The organism is Methanobrevibacter sp. UBA417 (assembly GCF_002508845.1).
Classification (GTDB): Archaea; Methanobacteriota; Methanobacteria; order Methanobacteriales; family Methanobacteriaceae; genus Methanobrevibacter_A; species Methanobrevibacter_A acididurans.
On sequence record NZ_DAZC01000014.1, the window covers coordinates 35,162 to 53,000 of the forward strand.

At 26.5% G+C, this 17,839-nt stretch carries 17 protein-coding genes and 1 riboswitch; of the genes, 7 read left to right on the forward strand and 10 right to left on the reverse strand.

Annotated elements, in window-relative coordinates; translation table 11 throughout:
- The 4 genes from pyrB to hisG form a co-directional block, all read right to left on the reverse strand.
- Window positions 1–924, reverse strand: a 924-nt coding sequence (gene pyrB / locus BP769_RS02255; RefSeq protein WP_413861951.1) for an aspartate carbamoyltransferase, incomplete at its 3' end; no start/stop codon positions are given.
- 20 nt (window positions 925–944) lie between these two features.
- Window positions 945–1,442 carry a flavodoxin domain-containing protein gene (locus BP769_RS02260; protein WP_413825415.1) on the reverse strand — a complete coding sequence of 166 codons (498 nt, stop codon included), beginning with the start codon at window positions 1,440–1,442 and terminating at the stop codon, window positions 945–947.
- Between the two features lie 2 nt (window positions 1,443–1,444).
- Complete coding sequence (locus tag BP769_RS02265) at window positions 1,445–2,227, reverse strand: fumarylacetoacetate hydrolase family protein (protein ID WP_413825418.1); 783 nt, start codon at window positions 2,225–2,227, stop codon at window positions 1,445–1,447.
- Window positions 2,228–2,245: 18 nt separating this feature from the next.
- Window positions 2,246–3,118 carry an ATP phosphoribosyltransferase gene (hisG, locus tag BP769_RS02270; RefSeq protein ID WP_413825421.1) on the reverse strand — a complete coding sequence of 291 codons (873 nt, stop codon included), beginning with the start codon at window positions 3,116–3,118 and terminating at the stop codon, window positions 2,246–2,248.
- 144 nt (window positions 3,119–3,262) lie between these two features.
- On the opposite strand from hisG, the gene BP769_RS02275 reads away from it, so the two are divergent.
- Window positions 3,263–4,567: an amidohydrolase family protein gene (locus BP769_RS02275; RefSeq protein ID WP_413825424.1), complete on the forward strand. Its 1,305-nt coding sequence runs from the start codon at window positions 3,263–3,265 to the stop codon at window positions 4,565–4,567.
- Between the two features lie 286 nt (window positions 4,568–4,853).
- Here BP769_RS02275 and tfrA read toward each other — a convergent pair whose 3' ends face one another.
- Both tfrA and ribB read right to left on the reverse strand, forming a co-directional pair.
- Entirely contained in the window at window positions 4,854–6,509 is a 1,656-nt protein-coding gene (gene tfrA / locus BP769_RS02280) for a fumarate reductase (CoM/CoB) subunit TfrA (RefSeq protein WP_413825427.1), read from the reverse strand.
- A gap of 45 nt (window positions 6,510–6,554) precedes the next feature.
- Window positions 6,555–7,193, reverse strand: a complete 639-nt coding sequence (gene ribB, locus BP769_RS02285) for a 3,4-dihydroxy-2-butanone-4-phosphate synthase (protein WP_409198289.1) — start codon at window positions 7,191–7,193, stop codon at window positions 6,555–6,557.
- 83 nt (window positions 7,194–7,276) lie between these two features.
- Window positions 7,277–7,423, reverse strand: a riboswitch (FMN riboswitch).
- Window positions 7,424–7,557: 134 nt separating this feature from the next.
- Here ribB and BP769_RS02290 point away from each other — a divergent pair.
- Window positions 7,558–7,938, forward strand: coding sequence for a DUF120 domain-containing protein (locus tag BP769_RS02290; RefSeq protein WP_413825430.1), 381 nt, complete (start codon window positions 7,558–7,560; stop codon window positions 7,936–7,938).
- Here the strand turns inward: BP769_RS02290 and BP769_RS02295 are convergent.
- The gene (locus tag BP769_RS02295; protein ID WP_413825433.1) at window positions 7,935–9,455 is read right to left on the reverse strand and encodes a DJ-1/PfpI family protein; all 1,521 of its coding nucleotides are present in this window, start codon (window positions 9,453–9,455) and stop codon (window positions 7,935–7,937) included. The two genes, BP769_RS02290 and BP769_RS02295, sit on opposite strands and share 4 nt — an antisense overlap.
- Before the next feature lie 234 nt (window positions 9,456–9,689).
- Window positions 9,690–11,069, reverse strand: coding sequence for an Asp-tRNA(Asn)/Glu-tRNA(Gln) amidotransferase subunit GatA (gatA, locus tag BP769_RS02300; RefSeq protein ID WP_413825436.1), 1,380 nt, complete (start codon window positions 11,067–11,069; stop codon window positions 9,690–9,692).
- Between the two features lie 185 nt (window positions 11,070–11,254).
- On the opposite strand from gatA, the gene BP769_RS02305 reads away from it, so the two are divergent.
- Window positions 11,255–12,049 (forward strand): HAD family hydrolase, encoded by a 795-nt coding sequence (locus BP769_RS02305; RefSeq protein WP_409198293.1) that lies wholly within the window; start codon window positions 11,255–11,257, stop codon window positions 12,047–12,049.
- Here BP769_RS02305 and BP769_RS02310 read toward each other — a convergent pair.
- The gene (locus tag BP769_RS02310) at window positions 12,046–12,795 is read right to left on the reverse strand and encodes a sugar phosphate isomerase/epimerase family protein (RefSeq protein ID WP_409198294.1); all 750 of its coding nucleotides are present in this window, start codon (window positions 12,793–12,795) and stop codon (window positions 12,046–12,048) included. The two genes, BP769_RS02305 and BP769_RS02310, sit on opposite strands and share 4 nt — an antisense overlap.
- A 153-nt stretch (window positions 12,796–12,948) precedes the next feature.
- Here BP769_RS02310 and BP769_RS02315 point away from each other — a divergent pair, with 153 nt between their 5' ends.
- From BP769_RS02315 to BP769_RS02330, 4 genes are read left to right on the forward strand one after another with little or no spacing between them, the layout of a single operon-like run.
- Window positions 12,949–13,431, forward strand: coding sequence for a PadR family transcriptional regulator (locus tag BP769_RS02315; protein ID WP_409198295.1), 483 nt, complete (start codon window positions 12,949–12,951; stop codon window positions 13,429–13,431).
- Window positions 13,428–14,492: an ATP-binding cassette domain-containing protein gene (locus tag BP769_RS02320; RefSeq protein WP_413825439.1), complete on the forward strand. Its 1,065-nt coding sequence runs from the start codon at window positions 13,428–13,430 to the stop codon at window positions 14,490–14,492. The genes BP769_RS02315 and BP769_RS02320 overlap by 4 nt, the downstream gene beginning before the upstream one ends.
- Window positions 14,493–14,519: 27 nt before the next feature.
- A complete protein-coding gene (locus BP769_RS02325) occupies window positions 14,520–15,704 on the forward strand; it encodes an ABC transporter permease (RefSeq protein ID WP_413825442.1) in 1,185 nt (394 codons plus the stop codon).
- Between the two features lie 12 nt (window positions 15,705–15,716).
- Window positions 15,717–17,039 (forward strand): PQQ-binding-like beta-propeller repeat protein, encoded by a 1,323-nt coding sequence (locus tag BP769_RS02330; RefSeq protein ID WP_409198298.1) that lies wholly within the window; start codon window positions 15,717–15,719, stop codon window positions 17,037–17,039.
- Between the two features lie 110 nt (window positions 17,040–17,149).
- Here the strand turns inward: BP769_RS02330 and BP769_RS02335 are convergent.
- Window positions 17,150–17,839: alpha-isopropylmalate synthase regulatory domain-containing protein (locus BP769_RS02335; protein ID WP_413861953.1), on the reverse strand; the 690-nt coding region annotated here is incomplete at its 5' end.

Consider the following 17,839-nt stretch of genomic DNA (forward strand, 5'->3'; position numbering starts at 1 on the left):
ATTATTTTGAATTATATTTTTTAAAATTGCCATTCTAACAGGAATTGCATTATATGCTTGTTCAAAATATTTATTATATTTAGTATTATCTATATCTGTTGAAATTTCATCTATACGAGGCAATGGATGCATTACTATTAAATTTTTGTTTTCTACTAATTTTTTATCAATTAAATATGCACCTTTTATTTTTAAATAATCTTCAATATCAGGGAATCTTTCTTTTTGTATTCTGGTTACATATAATACATCAACATCATTAATTACATCTTTAATGTTATTAGTTTCTTTAATTCTAATATTATTCTTTTTTAAATCATGTATTACATCTTTAGGCATTTTTAATTCTTCAGGTGACACAAAAGTCATTTCAACACCATATAATGCTAAAGCATAAACTAATGAATGAACAGTTCGTCCATATTTTAAATCTCCAATTAAAGCTACTTTTAATCCTTCAATTTCACCAAATTCTTTTTTCATAGTATATAAATCTAATAAAGTTTGTGTAGGATGTTGACCAGCACCATCTCCAGCATTTACAACTGGAACATCAACTATTTCTGAGATAAATCGTGATACTCCTTCTAAATCATGCCTAATTACTAAAGCATCTGAATAACCTTCTAACATTTTAGCTGTATCAGCTAAACTTTCTCCTTTAACAACTGAACTAGTATTACTATTTTGAAAACCAACACAATTTCCACCTAATCTTTTCATTGCGGTTTCAAATGATAATCTAGTTCGAGTAGATGGCTCAAAAAACATCATTCCAAGAATTTTCCCAGATAATGCTTCAGACTTATCTTTAGATTTTGCAATATTTTCGAGTTTATTGGCTTCATTTAATATATAATTAATATCCTCTTTTTCAAAATCTTTAATTGATATCACATTTTTTAGACGAAAAATTTTAATCATTCTCCTTTAAATTTCTTATTTCATCTTATTTTTAATTTATTTATCTCATTCATAAAATCTTGTATTTGATCAAATTTCAGTGATGGTAATTCTTCATCATTTTTTAAATAATTTTCAATTTCATTAATCATTATTTTTTTAGTTATTAAATTACCTTTTTCAGGATGAATTTCATTACCAAAAAATCCAGTTGTTACAGTTGAATCCACTAATCCTTTAGTAAAAGAATCTCTGAAATATTTGTCGATTTCTTTATCATTATTAGCTAAAATAAATAAACCAATATTTTTACCTAATAATGTTTTAATGTTTCTTGAAGTATATTGTTTTATTTGGCTTTGAATTCTTCCTTTGTGTATAGATCCACCTATTATAATAAAATCATATTTTTGTAAACATTCGGATTTTGCTTTATTTATAGGTATTGTAACACATTCTCCTTTAATACCTTTAACTAAAATTTTAGCTACTTTATGTGTTGTACCATATGTTGTTCCATAAATTATAGCTGTTTTCATATTTAATCCTCTTTTAATTCATTTGTTAAAATTCCAATATCTTCAATTGATATTTTAATTATATCATTTTTATTCATTGGCCCTACACCTGAAGGAGTCCCTGTTGCTATAACATCACCTGGATATAAAGTCATAATATTTGATATATATTCTAGAAGCTTATATGGTGAAAAAATCATATTTTTAGTATTTGAATCTTGTTTTATAGTGTCATTTAAATATACTTTAATATTTTGATTTAAAGGATTCATTTCGGTTTGAACAAAAGGACCTATAGGAGCAAAACTATCAAAACTTTTACCTCTTGTCCATTGTTCGTCTTTAATAGTTAAATCACGTGCAGTTACATCATTTATTATACTATATCCAAAAATATATTTATTAGCAATATCTTGAGTCACATTTTTTGCTTTTTTACCTATAATGATAGCTAATTCGCCTTCATAATCTACTCTATTCGAAGTTTTTGGATAAATTATTTTATCATTATTTCCTATTACACATGTTGAAGGTTTTATAAAAATTTTAGGTTCTAAAGGTAAATCTAAATTCATTTCTTTTGCATGATCTTTATAATTTAACCCTACACAAACTATTTTAGTTGGATTAACAGGGTTTATAATTTTAATATCATTAAGATTATAACTTTTAATTAATTCGTTTTTTAAATTATCAATTTTCACATCATCATATTCTAAAATATCCTTTTCAATTTCTATTACTTTTTCACCATCATAATATCCATTTTTTATTTTATTTTCTGATATGAATTTTAAAAATTTCATTATATTTACCTGTTTAATTTAAATAATTCTTTCTATAGGTACAACTAATATGTCATGAGCTCCTGCTTTTCTAAGTTTATTAATTAATTCAAATACTTCATCTTCATCAACAACAGCTTGAACAGCAACAGTATCTATTTTAGATAAAACTTCTGATATTGTTGGTCCAGTCATAGCAGGCATAACATCTTTAACATTATTTAAGTCAGCACTAGCAACATTCATCATAATTAATTTTTTCTGTTTTGCATTGATTACTCCACAAATACTAGTTTTTACTTCATCTATCAAGATTTTTTTGTTTTTATCATTAGTGTAAATATCTTTATTAGTTATTAATTTAATAGAACTTTTAAGTAATGTATCTACAATTTTTAAATGATTCATAGTTAAAGTAGTTCCTGTACTAGTTAAATCTGTTATTGCATCAGCTATACCGATAAATGGTGCGATTTCGGTTGATCCTGTTAATTTAACTATTTTAATTTTTTTTAGATTTTTAGAATCTAAATATTTTTTAGTTAAATTTGGAAATTCAGTTGCAATCGCCATTCCATCTTTTAAGTCTTTTTCACTTTTTATTTTTGAATTTTCTGGTGATGCTAAAACAAGGCTAGTTTGTCCGAAATTTAAGTCAGTTAATATTTCTACATTGGCGTTGCTTTCCTTTATTAAATCTAACCCTGTTATACCCATATCTACAATTCCTTCAGCAACAAATTCTGGTATATCTGCTGCTCTTGCAAACATTATGTCAATATTTTCATTATATGTTGATGAAAATAATTTTCTATTTGATGAATCTTTTAATCCCAAACCAGCTTGTTCAATCATTTCTACTGAAGGATTACTAATTCTACCTTTAGATGGTACTGCAATTATTAGTTTCATATTTAGATTTTTCTCCTACCTAGTTTTCTTTATTATTTTTAATTTTCTTTAATATTGTATAAATAAATTTTTATAGATTTAATATTTTTATAATAAGAATTTATATACATAATTATATAATTAAAAAAAAGTGTGGTAAATTTAATGGAAACAAAAACTATATTAATTAAAGATATAACAATTTTAAATCCTGATTTGGGAAATGTAAAAGAATTTCAAGGTTCTGTTTTAATAGAAAATGATAAAATTGCTAAAATTGGTAATAATATTAATGAAAGTGTCGATAAAGTGATTGATGGTAAAGGTAAAATTTTAATGCCTGGGCTTGTTAATACTCATAATCATATTTCAATGAACTTATTTAGAGGTTTAGCTGATGATTTAGAATTAAATACTTGGTTAAATGATCATATTTGGCCGATGGAATCTCATTTAAATTCTAATTATTGTTATATTGGTGCTCTTTTAGCTGCTGTTGAAATGATTAAATCTGGAACAACAACTTTCAATGATATGTATTTTTACATGGGTAGTGTTGCTCAAGCTATTGATAAAGCAGGTATTAGGGGAGTTTTATCTTATGGTATGATCGATTTTGGTGATGAAGAAAAAAGAGAGCATGAATTTAAGGAAAATATTGATTTAATTAAGGATTTTAATAATTCTGCTAATGGTAGAATAACCTGTAGGTTTGGTCCTCATTCACCTGTAACATGTTCTAAAGAGCTTTTAGAAAGAGTTAGAGAAGAAGCAAATAAATACAATGTGGGAATTCATATTCATATGAATGAAACTCAAAAAGAAATAAAAGATGTTGTTGATTCTACTGGGATGAGACCTTTTGAATATTTAAATAGTTTAAATTTTTTAAGTTCTGATGTTTTAGCGGCTCATTGTGTGTGGTTATCTGATAATGAAATTGATATTTTAAAACAAAAAGATGTACAAGTTTCTCATAATCCTTGTAGTAATATGAAATTAGCTTCTGGTATTGCTCCTGTTTCAAAATTATTAAATAAGGGGGTCAATGTTTCAATTGGAACTGATGGTGTTGCATCTAATAATAATCTTGATTTATTTGAAGAAATGAAGTTTGCTTCTTTACTTCAAAAAGTAAATGATTTAAATCCCGAAGTATTACCTTCTAATCAAGTTTTTAGCATGGCTACAATTAATGGTGCAAAAGCTTTAAGTTTAGATAAAGATATTGGTTCAATTGAAGTTGGTAAAAAAGCTGATTTAATTTTATTAGATAAAAAATCTATTAATATGACTCCAGCTAGTAAAATATCAAGTTCTAATTTAGTTTATTCAGCAAATGGATCTGATGTTTTAACCACTATCTGTAATGGTCAGATTTTAATGGAAGATAAAAAGATTCTATGTTTAAATGAAGATAAAGTTAAGAGTTTAGCTAATGAAGCTATTTTAGAAATGAAAAATTTATAATTTATTCTCTTTTTTTATATTTTTACTAAATTTTGTTTAATTAGACTATTTTATATTTAAAAACAAGATGTAAAATTTGTATATAATCTCAAAATTAGTTATTTTAAATATTAGGTTCATATGTTATTGCACCACCAATACAATAACATATTTTCCCGAACCTAATCCACCATTTTTTTCACCATTTTTTAAAAAAAGTACTATACATAATATTATTTTATATATAGCAATATTTTATTTATTGTAAATAGTATATAAACTTTACACTTTTTAACAATAATTTTTTTTATCTTGGTATAAATTTAATGTTATATTGGCTCATAACAATACTTTTTTTCCATTCATCTGTTGTCTCAGGAAAATCTTCTCTAAAATGAGCACCTCTACTTTCTCGTCTGATTATGGCAGATTTAACAACAAGTATAGCTACATCAACCATATTTATTAGTTCTAAACCATCAATAAGTTTTTTATTATATTGTGAGTCGTTTGAAATATTTAAATCTTCTGTTTCTTCTTTTATTTTTAATATATTTTTCAATGCTCTGTTTAATCCTTTTTCATTACGAATTATTGAAACATCTTCCCACATTATATTTTTTAATGCATTTTTCAATTTCAATGGATCATATTTTCCTTTTTTGATTAATCCATTAATACGTGATTCTTCATTTTCAATCATTTTTTTATTTATTTCAAATTCTGTATTTTCACAACATTCAGATGCTGAAATACCAGAACGTGCACCAAATACTTGTGTTTCTGCTAAAGCATTTCCACCTAACCTATTTGCACCATGAACACCACCACTAGCTTCTCCAGCTGCAAATAAGTTTTTAATATTGGTTTCACATTTATCATTTATTTTCACTCCACCCATGAAATGATGGGCTGTTGGAGCCACTTCCATTTTTTCTTTTTTAATATTTACTCCAACATCTTCAAATTGTTCAACCATGGTTTTTAATTTTTTATCTATAACTTCATCAGGTAAATGGCTAATGTCTAAGTATACACCATTTCTTTTTGTTCCTCTTCCCTCTCTTATTTCATTATAAATGGATCTTGCAACAACATCACGTGTTGCTAATTCTTTTCTTGGATCATAATTTTCCATAAATCTTTCATTATTTTTATTTAATAAAATTCCACCTTCGCCTCTTACTGCTTCAGTTACAAGAACTCCTGCTTTTGATTTTGGATAAATCATTCCTGTTGGGTGAAATTGAACTTCTTCCATATCTATAACTTCTGCTCCAGCATTAAATGCTAATACATACCCATCTCCATTTTTTTGTATTGTATTTGATGTCACTGGATATAATTGTCCTGCTCCACCACATGCAATTATTACAGATTTTGTTTGGAAAAATATTGTTGAAGAGTCCTTTAATTTTATTCCAACTGCTCCTATTACTTTTGGAAAATTTGGATTTTTTTTACTTAATATTAAAGAAGTAATCATTATTTCATCAAGTGTTTCAATATTTCTTTTAATGATTTCTTCTTTTAATGAGGTTATAATTTCATGGCCTGTACGATCACTTTCATATATTGTTCTTTTAAAAGTTTGACCTCCAAAAGGTCTTTGATTTAGTTTTCCATTTTCTTGTCTATCAAATAATGCTCCATATTCTTCTAAATCTTTTAATCGATCAGGTGATTCATCAACTAATGTTTTAACTAGATGTTTATCATTTAAATAACTTCCACCTTTTAATGTATCTTTAAAGTGGATTTTTTTATTATCTTCAGGATTCACAGCACCAATTGCAGCATTATATCCTCCTTCTGCCATACCAGTACATCCAGATCTAAATGATAAACCTTTAGAAACAATTACAGGTTTATATCCATTTTTAGCTACTTCTATAGCGGCTCTGCAACCTGCACCTCCAGAACCAATTATTAATACATCAGTTTGATAAATTTCACTTTTCATAAAATCATTCCACATTTATTTATAATATAAAATTATTTTTAATGCTTATGAATTGTTTTTTTTATATTTTATAATGTCTTGAATTGTGACAATAGGTAAGTTTTTTTCCTTTGAAAATTCAATTATTCTAGGCATTCTAGCCATAGTACCATCTTCATTTGTTATTTCACAAAGTACACCTATTGGTTTTAATCCTGCCATGCTCATTATATCTACACTAGCTTCTGTGTGTCCATCTCTTTCTAGTACGCCACCTGCTTTTGCTCTTAAAGGAAATACATGGCCGGGATGATTTAAATCTTCAGGTTTAGCATTATCTTTTGAAGCTGCTTTAATAGTTCTTACTCTGTCTGCAGCAGATACTCCTGTGGTGACTCCTTCAGCTGCTTCAATTGTGATTGTAAAAGCAGTTCCATAAGTACTTGTATTATTATCAACCATTAATGGAAGATTTAGAGAGTCTGCTTTTTCAGGTTTTAAACATAAACAAACTATACCACTTCCTTCACGGATTAAAAGTGCCATTTGTTCATTAGTTAATTTTTCAGCTGAAAAGATCATATCTCCTTCATTTTCACGATTTTCATCATCGGTTATGATGATTCCATTTCCATCTCTTACAGATTTTAGTGCTATTTCTACACGTTCTTTAGCTGTACCTTTTAACATTTCTTCATGATTCATAGTAATGTCTCCTAAATAGTTTCTTTTATACATGAACCAGGGCTTAAAAAAAGATTAAATACTTTAAATTATATATGTATTTTTCCAATTCTCTTCCATCCAGACTTTAACTGTCGGTTTTGGATTTTCACCAAATCAACATTTACAATTTAATTGCAATGCTCGTGGACTTATCAAATTTTTCTTGAATAACCACCGGTGGAGAATTTCACTCCGCCCTGAGAACTTATTATTTTACAAATATGTTTTTATTACTTAAATAAATTTTTATCTTTAATAAATAAATTTATTAAATAAAGATTATAAATTTAAAATAATAAAAAATTATTAAAATTTTTAATTTTTATAATAATTGAGGCAAATAATGGAAATTGAAGGAATAGTAACAACAGGTTATGGAAAAGGTGCATACTTTTTAGGACAAGAATTTTATAAATTAAAATTTCAAGAAAAATGTGGTTTTATACCTTTTCCAGGGACTTTAAATATAATCATACCTGAAGATAAATTAAAAGAGATTAATTCTATAAAAAATAATTGTAATAATACTATCAAACCTGATGAGGGTTTTGGTGGTGTAAAATATATAAAATCAAGATTAAATGACACTGAAAATGGGGCTATAGTTTTCCCAGATAAAACTACACATGAAGAAAACTATTTAGAATTTATTTCTAAAAATAATTTAAGAAAAAAATTAAAATTAAAAGATAATGATATTGTTAAATTATATATAAATATTTAAAAAAAACTTTTATTTTCTTTAAAAGTTAAATATTTATTAAATAATGGTTTATTTCCCATTTTAGCTATTTTTTGAATATTAATATGTTCTTCAATAACTTCTAATGCTAATTTACCAAATAAATCATATCTTATTTCTATTTCTGGAGTTCCTCCTCTTTTTTCTAATTTTACTTTAGGAATAGATAATATATCATTAATACCCGTTTCTTTCTGCACATAAGAACTTACTTCATTAAATATATCCATATCATAAACTTTATTAAATAATATTCCTTTAACATCAATCCCTATTTTATTAAGCATTTTGGTGTGTGAAATTAAGTTAACCGCAGCAGATTCTATCCCTTCTTTATTAACACCAGATATTAATAACATTGGAATGTTAGAAGATGCACAAATTTCAGCTGCAGAATATGGAGTTTTTTTATTTAAAAATCCAGTAAATACGCTCATAACTCCTTCAATTAGGACAATATCGTATTGGGATTCTTTTAATTTGTTTAGTGTTTCTTTAATATCTACCCAACCTAAATGTCCTATTTTAATAGAAGCATACTCTTCCATCTTTCCTTTTGTTAAATATAATGAAGTTACAGTATCTCTCACATCTGGCCCTACTTTTAATATACCAACGTTCAATCCTTGATGTCTTAAAGCTCCTGCTAATCCTGTTGTTATAAATGTTTTCCCTGAATCAGACCCTATACTCCCAATACAAATACATAAAGGCATATCTCCTTTTATTTTTTTAAATTCGTTAAAGGGATTATTAATATCATTATTAGGTAATTGTTTAATTGTTATACCGGATTCAATACCTATTTCTTTATTTAGTTTAACTTTTAATTCCTTGTTTTTAGAGTAAATGTTTTTAATATCATTCTCATTTGCTCCTATAAATTTTAAAAAATTTTTTACAAGTTCTGGATTTTCATCTAATAAATTATGAAGCATAGTTCCAATCACATTTCCATCATCATTTAATGATCCAGAAATTATTTTATTTTCTACATCTCCATAATTCATCCGTTTAATTGGTGAATAAAATAAGGTTTTTGCATTACCTTTTACTAAACCATATGTATGGCAATGAAAACCTGTTATATCTTCTTCAATATTGTCTGTGAGATAAGATTTTGATACAACTTCAGCTGTTACTCTATCATTACTGATTAAAGGTGAAAATTCCACATCTATTAATCCTAATCCTTTTTTTATTATGGGGCTTGGTGAATTCCGACCGATATCAATTTGATTACCTAAAATTTGATATCCTGCACAAATTCCAATAATTGGTTTTCCTTCTTTTGCCATTAATTTAATTTCTTTAAATATATTATCATTTAATGAATTTGATTCAATTAATGTTCCTCCAGGTATAATTAAAGCATCTAATTCTTTATGTATAGGTAACCCATTTATTAAACCATTTGATTTTATTAAATTTGTAGGTAAATTACCAAAATCTTCAAATCCAGGTACAGTTCCTTTTAAATATGTTAATCCAATTTTCAACTTTATCAAATCCTAATAAGAATTAAAGAAATAATATTTTGTAATATATTATAAGTGTTTAAAATAGTTTATGTAAATAAAAATAGTTTTTTATTATATGGAATATTTGATTAAAAATGTGTTTTTAATAATAAAATTCATTTAATTTATAATCTAAGCATCCTTTTTTTTTGATTATAAATTCAATTTTATCAAATTCTAATAAAAATTAAAAAAAAGAGATATATTAAATATTTAATTATTTTCTAAAGCAGCCATTACTTTAATAATTTTACCATCATCTAATGGTTTGGCTTGTAATTGTAAACCTACAGGAATACCTTCAACTTCCCCAGCTTTAATACTTCCTGCAGGAATACCTGCTAAATTAGCTATTACAGTTAAAGTATCATAAGCATACATTTCCATTGGTGTTAATTTTTCTCCAATCTTATGTGGTAATTTAGGAACAGTAGGACCAACTATTAAATCAACATCTTCTAATATTTCGTTAATATTATTTCTAATAAGTGATCTTGATTGTAATGCTTTTTTATAATATTTTCCACTAAATTCTTTTTGTGATATGTAAGATCCCATTTTAATTCTTCTTAAAACTTCGTCTCCACATACTTCTTCTATCCTATGTCCATATTTTCTACCATCATATTTTCTAGTTGCAGAGAAAAATTCCACATAATTAATTAGGTAATATGTAGGTAAACATAAATCTATATAATTAAAGTTAATTTCTATAATTTCAGCACCTAATTCTTCTAATTTACCTATTGATTCATCTATTATTTTATTAATTTCAGCATCTGTAATGTCACTAAATTGTTTACATTTAGCTATTTTCATACCTTCTAATGGTTTGTTTCCTTTTTGATTTGTAGCTATTTCAGTAAAATTTGGTGAATCCCACTTTAAAGTTGTACATTCAGAGGGGTCATATGAAATTATTGTATCTAATGCTAAAGCTATACCAGTTATATCGTTAGACATAGGACCTATTTGATCTAAACTCATAGCTAAATCTAATAATCCTTGTCTAGAAACAGCTCCATAAGTTGGTTTAAAACCAATGACTCCACAATGTGATGCAGGATTTCTTATAGAACCTCCAGTGTCTGAACCAATTGATATATCACACATATTCGCTGAAACTGCTGCTGCACTTCCCCCACTTGATCCTCCTGGAATTCTACCTAGTGCTGCAGGGTTATTTGTTGTTCCATACATAGATGTTTCAGTTGAACTACCAGCAGCAAATTCGTCCATATTTGTTATTCCAATAATTATCCCATCAGCTTCTTTAATTTTTTTAATAACAGTCGCATCATAGCTTCCTATATAATTATCCAGTGTTTTTGATGCTGCAGATATAATTTTGTCTTCAACATTAATATTTGCTTTTATACCGAATACTAAACCAGCTAAAGAACCTACTTTTTTACCATTATCTATTTTTTCATCTATTTCTTTAGCTTTATTTAAAGCATCTTCTTTGTTTATATATATGAAAGCGTTTATTTCATTATTTTTTTCATCTATAATTTTTAAATAATTTTCTAAGTTTTCTTGTGCAGTTAACTCTTGCTTTTTGATGGAATTTAATTTTTCAATAATATTCATTAAAACACCTAATTTAATAATTTTGATAATTAATGTTAAATTTTTATAATATTTTTTTTATACTTAATTAATAATAATTAGATTTGTTTTTTTTGTTTAAATAATTTAAGTAAAATATTTTATAATAAAAAGTTTTTTTAATATTTAAGATAATATATTAAATATATTATTTTTATTGTGATTTTATGAGTGATAAAGCAGTTGTTTTTGATAATTCTGGGACTTTACTTGAAAGGTATAGAGCAATTAAAAATTTGTCTACTGGAGAAATCTTTACTAATGTTAATTCTCTTCAATTAATAGATAATATTGGTGACGCAGCTTTGGTAATTCTTCAATTTGATTCTTCATGTTTAACAAAAATGGATTCAAATATTAAAATTTATGATTTGATTAAAAAATATGATATTGAATTCGATGTTAGTTATTCAAATTATTATGTTAGTAAAGAAGATGTTTTGAGTATATTAAAAAATGATTCTTCTATAATACGGGATATATCTGATGCATTTGATGTTTTGAGAGGTAAAGTTAAGAATATGCATTTATGTAATGGCTCAGCTATTATATTGGATCTTAATAGTCAAAAAGTTGCTTATACTATTACTTCTGCAGGAAAACTATTTCCTAAAGTTCTTTTTACAGTAAATGAACTTAAAAAAAATGGGGTTAATGTTTATATAGCATCTGGTGACCGTTCTGGAGCTATTAAAAAGTTAGCAAACATAATTCAAATTGATGAGAGTAATGCTTTTCCTACAGCTGATTCTAAAAATAAATGTGAAATTGTGTCTAATTTACAAAATCAAGGTTTTAAAGTTATGATGGTGGGGGATGGACCAAATGATATTTTAGCTTTTAATAAAGCTAATATTTCTGTTTTAACTTTAGAACAAAAAGAAGAAGTTTCTCCTAAAATGTTTGATCATGCCGATCATGTTATTCATAATATTTCTGAAGTTTTAAACATTGATTTTTAATTTATTATTTTTTCTAATACTTTTTTACTTTCTAAAACTTTTTGATAATTATTTAGTTCTAATATACCATTTTGTACTTGTTTTAATAGGTTTAAATCTAATGTGCCTTTTCCTAATATGGTATGTTGATCTTTAATCCCATTATTATCACTTAAGTGGCAGTATGCTCTGTTAGGTATTTCTAAAAATTCTGGGGTGTTTTCACATGTATTAGCATGTCCTAAATCTATTGTAACTGAGCAATTTGTTTCTTCTACTATTTTTGTTAATTCTTCAGGTTTTGTGCATAAAAATTTTGGTTTTCCTGGCATATTTTCAACCGATACTTTTGTTTCCATCCCTTCTGCATACTCTACACATTCTTTTATAGAGGCTGTTGTTAATTTTAAAGCCATTTTTCTAATTCTGTCTTCTATTCTTCCTATTTGCCCTGGATGAATTGTTATGGCTTTTGCTCCTATTTCGTTTGCCAAATCCAAAGTTCTTAATGTTTGTCTTATGGATTCTTTTCTTATTCCTCGATTGATACTAGCTAAGTTTAAATCTACTGTAGGTGCATGTAAGTAATAATCAAAATCATATGATTTAAATGGTTCTAACATTTTTTTGTTTTTTAATAAGTATTCTGGACTATATAATCCTTCTGTTAATACTTCAACCATGTTAAATTTGTCTTTTTTAGCTATATTTAACATTTCATCTATAGGTTTCATAAATAGTGCTAAAGTTGAAAATCCTATATTCATTTTTTCATTTCTCCTGTATTAATTTAATAAAAATATTTTATCTTCCCATACATTTATATATATTAAATTTATATATAAAACTTTAATATATCAAAAATTAACATATAACTTTTTATTTTTAAAATATAAATTATCATGAAATTGGATGAAAAAATGGATGAGAAAAAATATAGTGATATAGATATTGAAGAAAACTTAAAAATAAAGAAAAACATTATTAAGCAGATTCATAATGGTTTTTATAGAATTATTATCTTATGGGAAGTTAATAAATCCCCTATTCATGGTTATGGTATCATGAAAAAAATTGACTTATTTTTTCAAAAACAAATTGATGAAAATATTTTAAAAAAATCTAACCCTAGTAAAATATATCCAATTTTAAAAAAAATGGAACAAAGTGGAGTTATAAAAGGGTACTGGGATATTAATGATAATCATAAGAAAGTTAAATTTTATGAAATAACTGATAAGGGAAAAATAATTTTAAATTCTGTTAAATATCGATTTCATGAGGTAGGTTCTAATCCTATTTGGTCAGAATTTATGCAAGACATGATTTTAAACCCGATAATTGATGAAGAATTAAGTAATTATCAATCTTTTTATTATAAAAATTGTGAGGTGAATAAATGAAATATGCAATAGAAACTTTTGATTTAACAAAAAAATATAAAAATTTCACTGCTGTTAATTCAATTAATTTTAAAATACCTAAAGGAACTATTTTTGGAATGTTGGGGCCTAATGGTGCAGGAAAGACTACTACAATTAAGATGTTAAATTGTTTAACTCAACCAACTTCTGGAACTGCATCTGTCGCGGAATTTGATGTAAAAGAAAATCCAAATGAAGTTCGAGAAAAAATTGGAATTGTTCCTCAAGCAGTTAGTTTATATAAGGATTTGACTGTTCGAGAAAATGCAGAGTTATGTTCTGATTATTATGGAATTCCAGATGAAGAAAAAAATGATAGAATATCTAATTTAATGGATTTAGTGGATATTTCATATGCAAAGGATAAATTGATTTCTCAATTGTCTGGGGGACAAAAACAAAAAGCTTCTTTAGTTGCTAGTTTAGTTCATCGTCCAGATATTTTATTTTTAGATGAACCAACTATTGGTTTAGATCCTACTACTAAAAGAGTCTTATGGAATCTTATTAGAGATTTAAATAATAGTGGACATACAATTATTTTATGTTCACATGATATGCACGAAGTAGATATGCTCTGTGACAATGTAGGTATTATAAACACAGGGAAACTAGTTGCTTATGATACTCCTCAAGGTTTAAAAGATTCTTTATTAAAAGATGAAAAAATGGAATATGAAAAAAATATTTCTCATACTTTAAATGAAGTACACAATGAAAATGGTGGTAATTTACCTATTAATCTTTCTCAAAATCAGGATAATATTTGTTTGAAAAAAATGTCCTTTATTATTGAAAATCAAAATGAAGAAATTATAAATTCAATTAAAGCTTTAAAACCTGTTAATGAAGTTAAATTAGGTGAAAATAATCGAATTAATTTAAAAATTAATAGTTTTGATGATGATGTTGTAAATGATGTTATTAAAACTATAATTTCTAAAAATGGAAAAATTAGTGCTGTCTCTACTGAAGAACCATCATTAGAGGATGTTTTCATGAAAGTTACATCAGAGGTTGATAAAGATGCAAGAGCATAGAAATATTTTACTTGATTTGGTGATGTTATGCTAGAATTAAAAAAACTTAGTTGGATGGTTAAAAAAGAGTGGTTAAGTTTAAGAAGACATCCCGGTAGATTAGTTTCTATTATTGCATTTCCTATAATTATGATTTTATTATTTGGATATGGGATGGGTGGAGATTTATCTAATTTACCTGTTGTTGTTGTTTCTCAAGACCATGGTGATTTAACTGATTTAACATTAGATACTATTAAGTCTGAGGATATTTATCATGTGGTAAATATTACTTCAGATACGAATGCTGCTAAGGAAATGGTGGATTCTGGGCAGGTTAAAGCTGCAATTATTTTACCTACTAATTATGATAGTTCAGATGGTCAACAAAAAACGGCTACATTGTACTTAGATTCTTCAGATCAAATGGGTTCTCAAACACTAGTTCCTGCTACTCAAAGTATTTTTAGTCAGCTTTCTATTAAACAGGCAACAGCACAACAAACTTCTACTATGGGTTCTAATGGCACTAATGTTGTAAATGAAGATGCTGATACTAGTGGTTCTTTGTCTGCAAGTTTGGACAGTGCTAAATCTACAATTAATCTTCAAATAAATAGAATTTATGGTAATGTTAAATATATGGATTTCTTAGTACCTGCAATTTTAGGAATGACTATTATGATGTCTTGTATGATGGGTATGGGTGCATCTATTGCTGGTGAACGAGAAACAGGTGAATTAGCTAGATTATTCATGACACCAACTAGTGTGGCGACAGTTATTGGGGGAAAAATTTTAGGAAAGCTATCTGTTGAAATGTTTAGATCAGTAGTTTTACTGATTTCCGCGATTATACTATTCAGTATTACAATTAAAGGAGGAATAATTCCTACATTAATATTATTATTCTTAGGTGCATTATGTTTTGTTGGTTTTGGTATTATGTTATCAGCAAGAACCTCTACTCAAGAAGATTATACTCAATTAGTAATGCCTTTTGCAATGCCAATGATGTTTGTATCTGGAGTTTTTTATCCTATCGAAACCATGCCTTGGATTTTACAGAAATTGGCTTATGTATTTCCATTAACATATTTAAATGATGCTATGAGAGCTGTAATGATTAAAGGACAAACCCTAGGAGATGTTTGGTTAGATATTGCTGTTTTATTAGGATTTACATTATTGTTCTTCTTAATTGGTGTTAAAAGATTTAATAGGGATGTTTAAAAGTGATAAATTATGTCAAAAAATAAATCAATATTAATTTTATTAATGATTTCAATCATATGTATTAGTCCTATTTATGGAGCATCTTCCGATTGGACAATGTTTCAACAGGATGCGAGTCATGAAGGTTTTTTAGAAGAAGCTTCAGATTTTGTTACAAATTTATGGTCTTTTAATATGGGAAGTTCAATTTATTCTACTCCTGTAATTCATGGAGACAATATTTATGTTGTATCAAATGATGGAATTTTAAAGTCTATAGATATGGAAGATGGAAGTCAAGATTGGTCATATAATCTAGGTACTAAAGTAACTGCTTCACCTGTCATTGCAAATAATACTTTATTTGTAGGAGGTCAAGATGGTTCAATGTATGCTTATGATATTCAAAATAAAAATTTAAAATGGCAATATGATACATCTAAACCTATAGAATCTACAGCTTCAGTAAATAATGGTACAGTTTATTTTGGTTCTAATAATGGTCATGTTTATGGGCTTAATTCCGAAGATGGTTCTAATGTTTATGATGTATCTGTTGGTGGGAAAATTATTTCTTCCCCTACTGTTGTTAATCAAACAATTTATGTTGGGTCAACTAATAATGAAATACTTGCTTTAGATATTAATTCTAAAAATCAAACATGGTCTTACACTACTGGTGATGAAGTTAGATCTTCTCCAGCTGTTTCTAATGGTACAGTATTTATAGGTTCTTCTGATGGAACATTATATGCATTAAATCAAACTGATGGTTCAGTTAATTGGAAATATGATTCAAGTGATAAAATTTTATCTTCTCCAACCGTAGATGAATATAATAATAATGTTTATATTGGTTCTGATTCTGGTAATGTGTCTTGTTTAGATACTCGGGATGGAACATTTAAATGGGCTTATTCTACTGGAGATAAAGTACGATCTACCCCTGCTTTATATGATGGTGGTTTAGTTATTGGATCAAATGATGGTAATGCATATATATTGAATAAATTTACAGGAGAATGTAATTTTAGTTTTAATCCAGGATATTTCTTTTTCAATAATCCAATATCAGCTTCACCTGTTATTTATGGTGATAGTTTATTTATAAGTGGTCATGATGGTTATTTATATTCTTTAAATAATCAAAAAAATGAAGCTCCTGCATCTGTATTTTTATATTATGCTATTGTTATCATAATTGTCTTTATAGCGGTTATTTATTTACTTATTAGATTTTTAAAAAATATTAAAAATAAAAATAAGATAAAAAGTAAATCTCATACTCAGAAAGTTTCTGGTGATGAAGAAGAAAAAGAGATAATTGATAAGGAAAATCAGGAAAAATTATAAAAATTTAATATTTTTTAGCTAAAATATAATTTAATATTTTTTAGTATTTTAGCTAAAATCTTTTTTAATTTTAGTTTAATTAATACTTTTTTTTAATATTTTAAATTAATTTATTTAATATTTTTTTTAATTAATATTATTTTATTTATAGAGTTTATTACAGCTAATACACTAGCCATTATTACATCATCATTAGTTGCTCTTCCTGTAGCTTTATTTTTATTAGTATCTGAAGTTATTGCAAAAACTTCTGCTAATGCATCTGTACCTCCAGTTATAGCATCTAAATGATATGCTTCTAAATTAATATTTATTTTTTCTTGAACTAATGATTTTATTGCATTAAAAGCTGCATCTATAGGTCCTACACCTATTTCGGATGTTTCTTTAATTTTATCATCTATTAATAATTTCACTGTTGCTGTTGCAGAAACTGATTCACCACTTACAACTGTTAATCCTAATAATTTTATTGCTTCTTCTTGTGCAGTACTGATTTCTGTTATAGCTATTGATTTAACATCTGCATCTGTTAAAATTTTTCCTTTATCTCCTAACTCTTTGATTTGTTTATAAACAGAATAAAATTCATTTTCAGTTAAATCTAAATTAAATTCTGAAATTTTAGCTTTCAATGCATTTACTCCAGTATGTTTACCTAAAGCTATTTTTCTTGATTGCCCCACTAATTCTGGAGGTATAGGTTCATATGTAGAACTATTTTTAAGAATTCCTTGGACATGAATACCAGCTTCATGTGCAAATGCATTTTTCCCTACAATTGGTTTATTTGGAGATAA

What these genes read in the sequence shown, in the direction of transcription:
- hisG (WP_413825421.1), bottom strand. Translation starts at nt 3,118, where the DNA reads ATGAAACTAATAATTGCAGTACCATCTAAAGGTAGAATTAGTAATCCT.
- BP769_RS02325 (WP_413825442.1), top strand. Translation starts at nt 14,520, where the DNA reads ATGCTAGAATTAAAAAAACTTAGTTGGATGGTTAAAAAAGAGTGGTTA.
- gatA (WP_413825436.1), bottom strand. Translation starts at nt 11,069, where the DNA reads ATGAATATTATTGAAAAATTAAATTCCATCAAAAAGCAAGAGTTAACT.
- BP769_RS02310 (WP_409198294.1), bottom strand. Translation starts at nt 12,795, where the DNA reads ATGAATATAGGATTTTCAACTTTAGCACTATTTATGAAACCTATAGAT.
- BP769_RS02260 (WP_413825415.1), bottom strand. Translation starts at nt 1,442, where the DNA reads ATGAAAACAGCTATAATTTATGGAACAACATATGGTACAACACATAAA.
- BP769_RS02330 (WP_409198298.1), top strand. Translation starts at nt 15,717, where the DNA reads ATGTCAAAAAATAAATCAATATTAATTTTATTAATGATTTCAATCATA.
- BP769_RS02315 (WP_409198295.1), top strand. Translation starts at nt 12,949, where the DNA reads ATGGATGAGAAAAAATATAGTGATATAGATATTGAAGAAAACTTAAAA.
- BP769_RS02320 (WP_413825439.1), top strand. Translation starts at nt 13,428, where the DNA reads ATGAAATATGCAATAGAAACTTTTGATTTAACAAAAAAATATAAAAAT.
- BP769_RS02265 (WP_413825418.1), bottom strand. Translation starts at nt 2,227, where the DNA reads ATGAAATTTTTAAAATTCATATCAGAAAATAAAATAAAAAATGGATAT.
- tfrA (WP_413825427.1), bottom strand. Translation starts at nt 6,509, where the DNA reads ATGAAAAGTGAAATTTATCAAACTGATGTATTAATAATTGGTTCTGGA.
- BP769_RS02305 (WP_409198293.1), top strand. Translation starts at nt 11,255, where the DNA reads ATGAGTGATAAAGCAGTTGTTTTTGATAATTCTGGGACTTTACTTGAA.
- ribB (WP_409198289.1), bottom strand. Translation starts at nt 7,193, where the DNA reads ATGAATCATGAAGAAATGTTAAAAGGTACAGCTAAAGAACGTGTAGAA.
- BP769_RS02275 (WP_413825424.1), top strand. Translation starts at nt 3,263, where the DNA reads ATGGAAACAAAAACTATATTAATTAAAGATATAACAATTTTAAATCCT.
- BP769_RS02290 (WP_413825430.1), top strand. Translation starts at nt 7,558, where the DNA reads ATGGAAATTGAAGGAATAGTAACAACAGGTTATGGAAAAGGTGCATAC.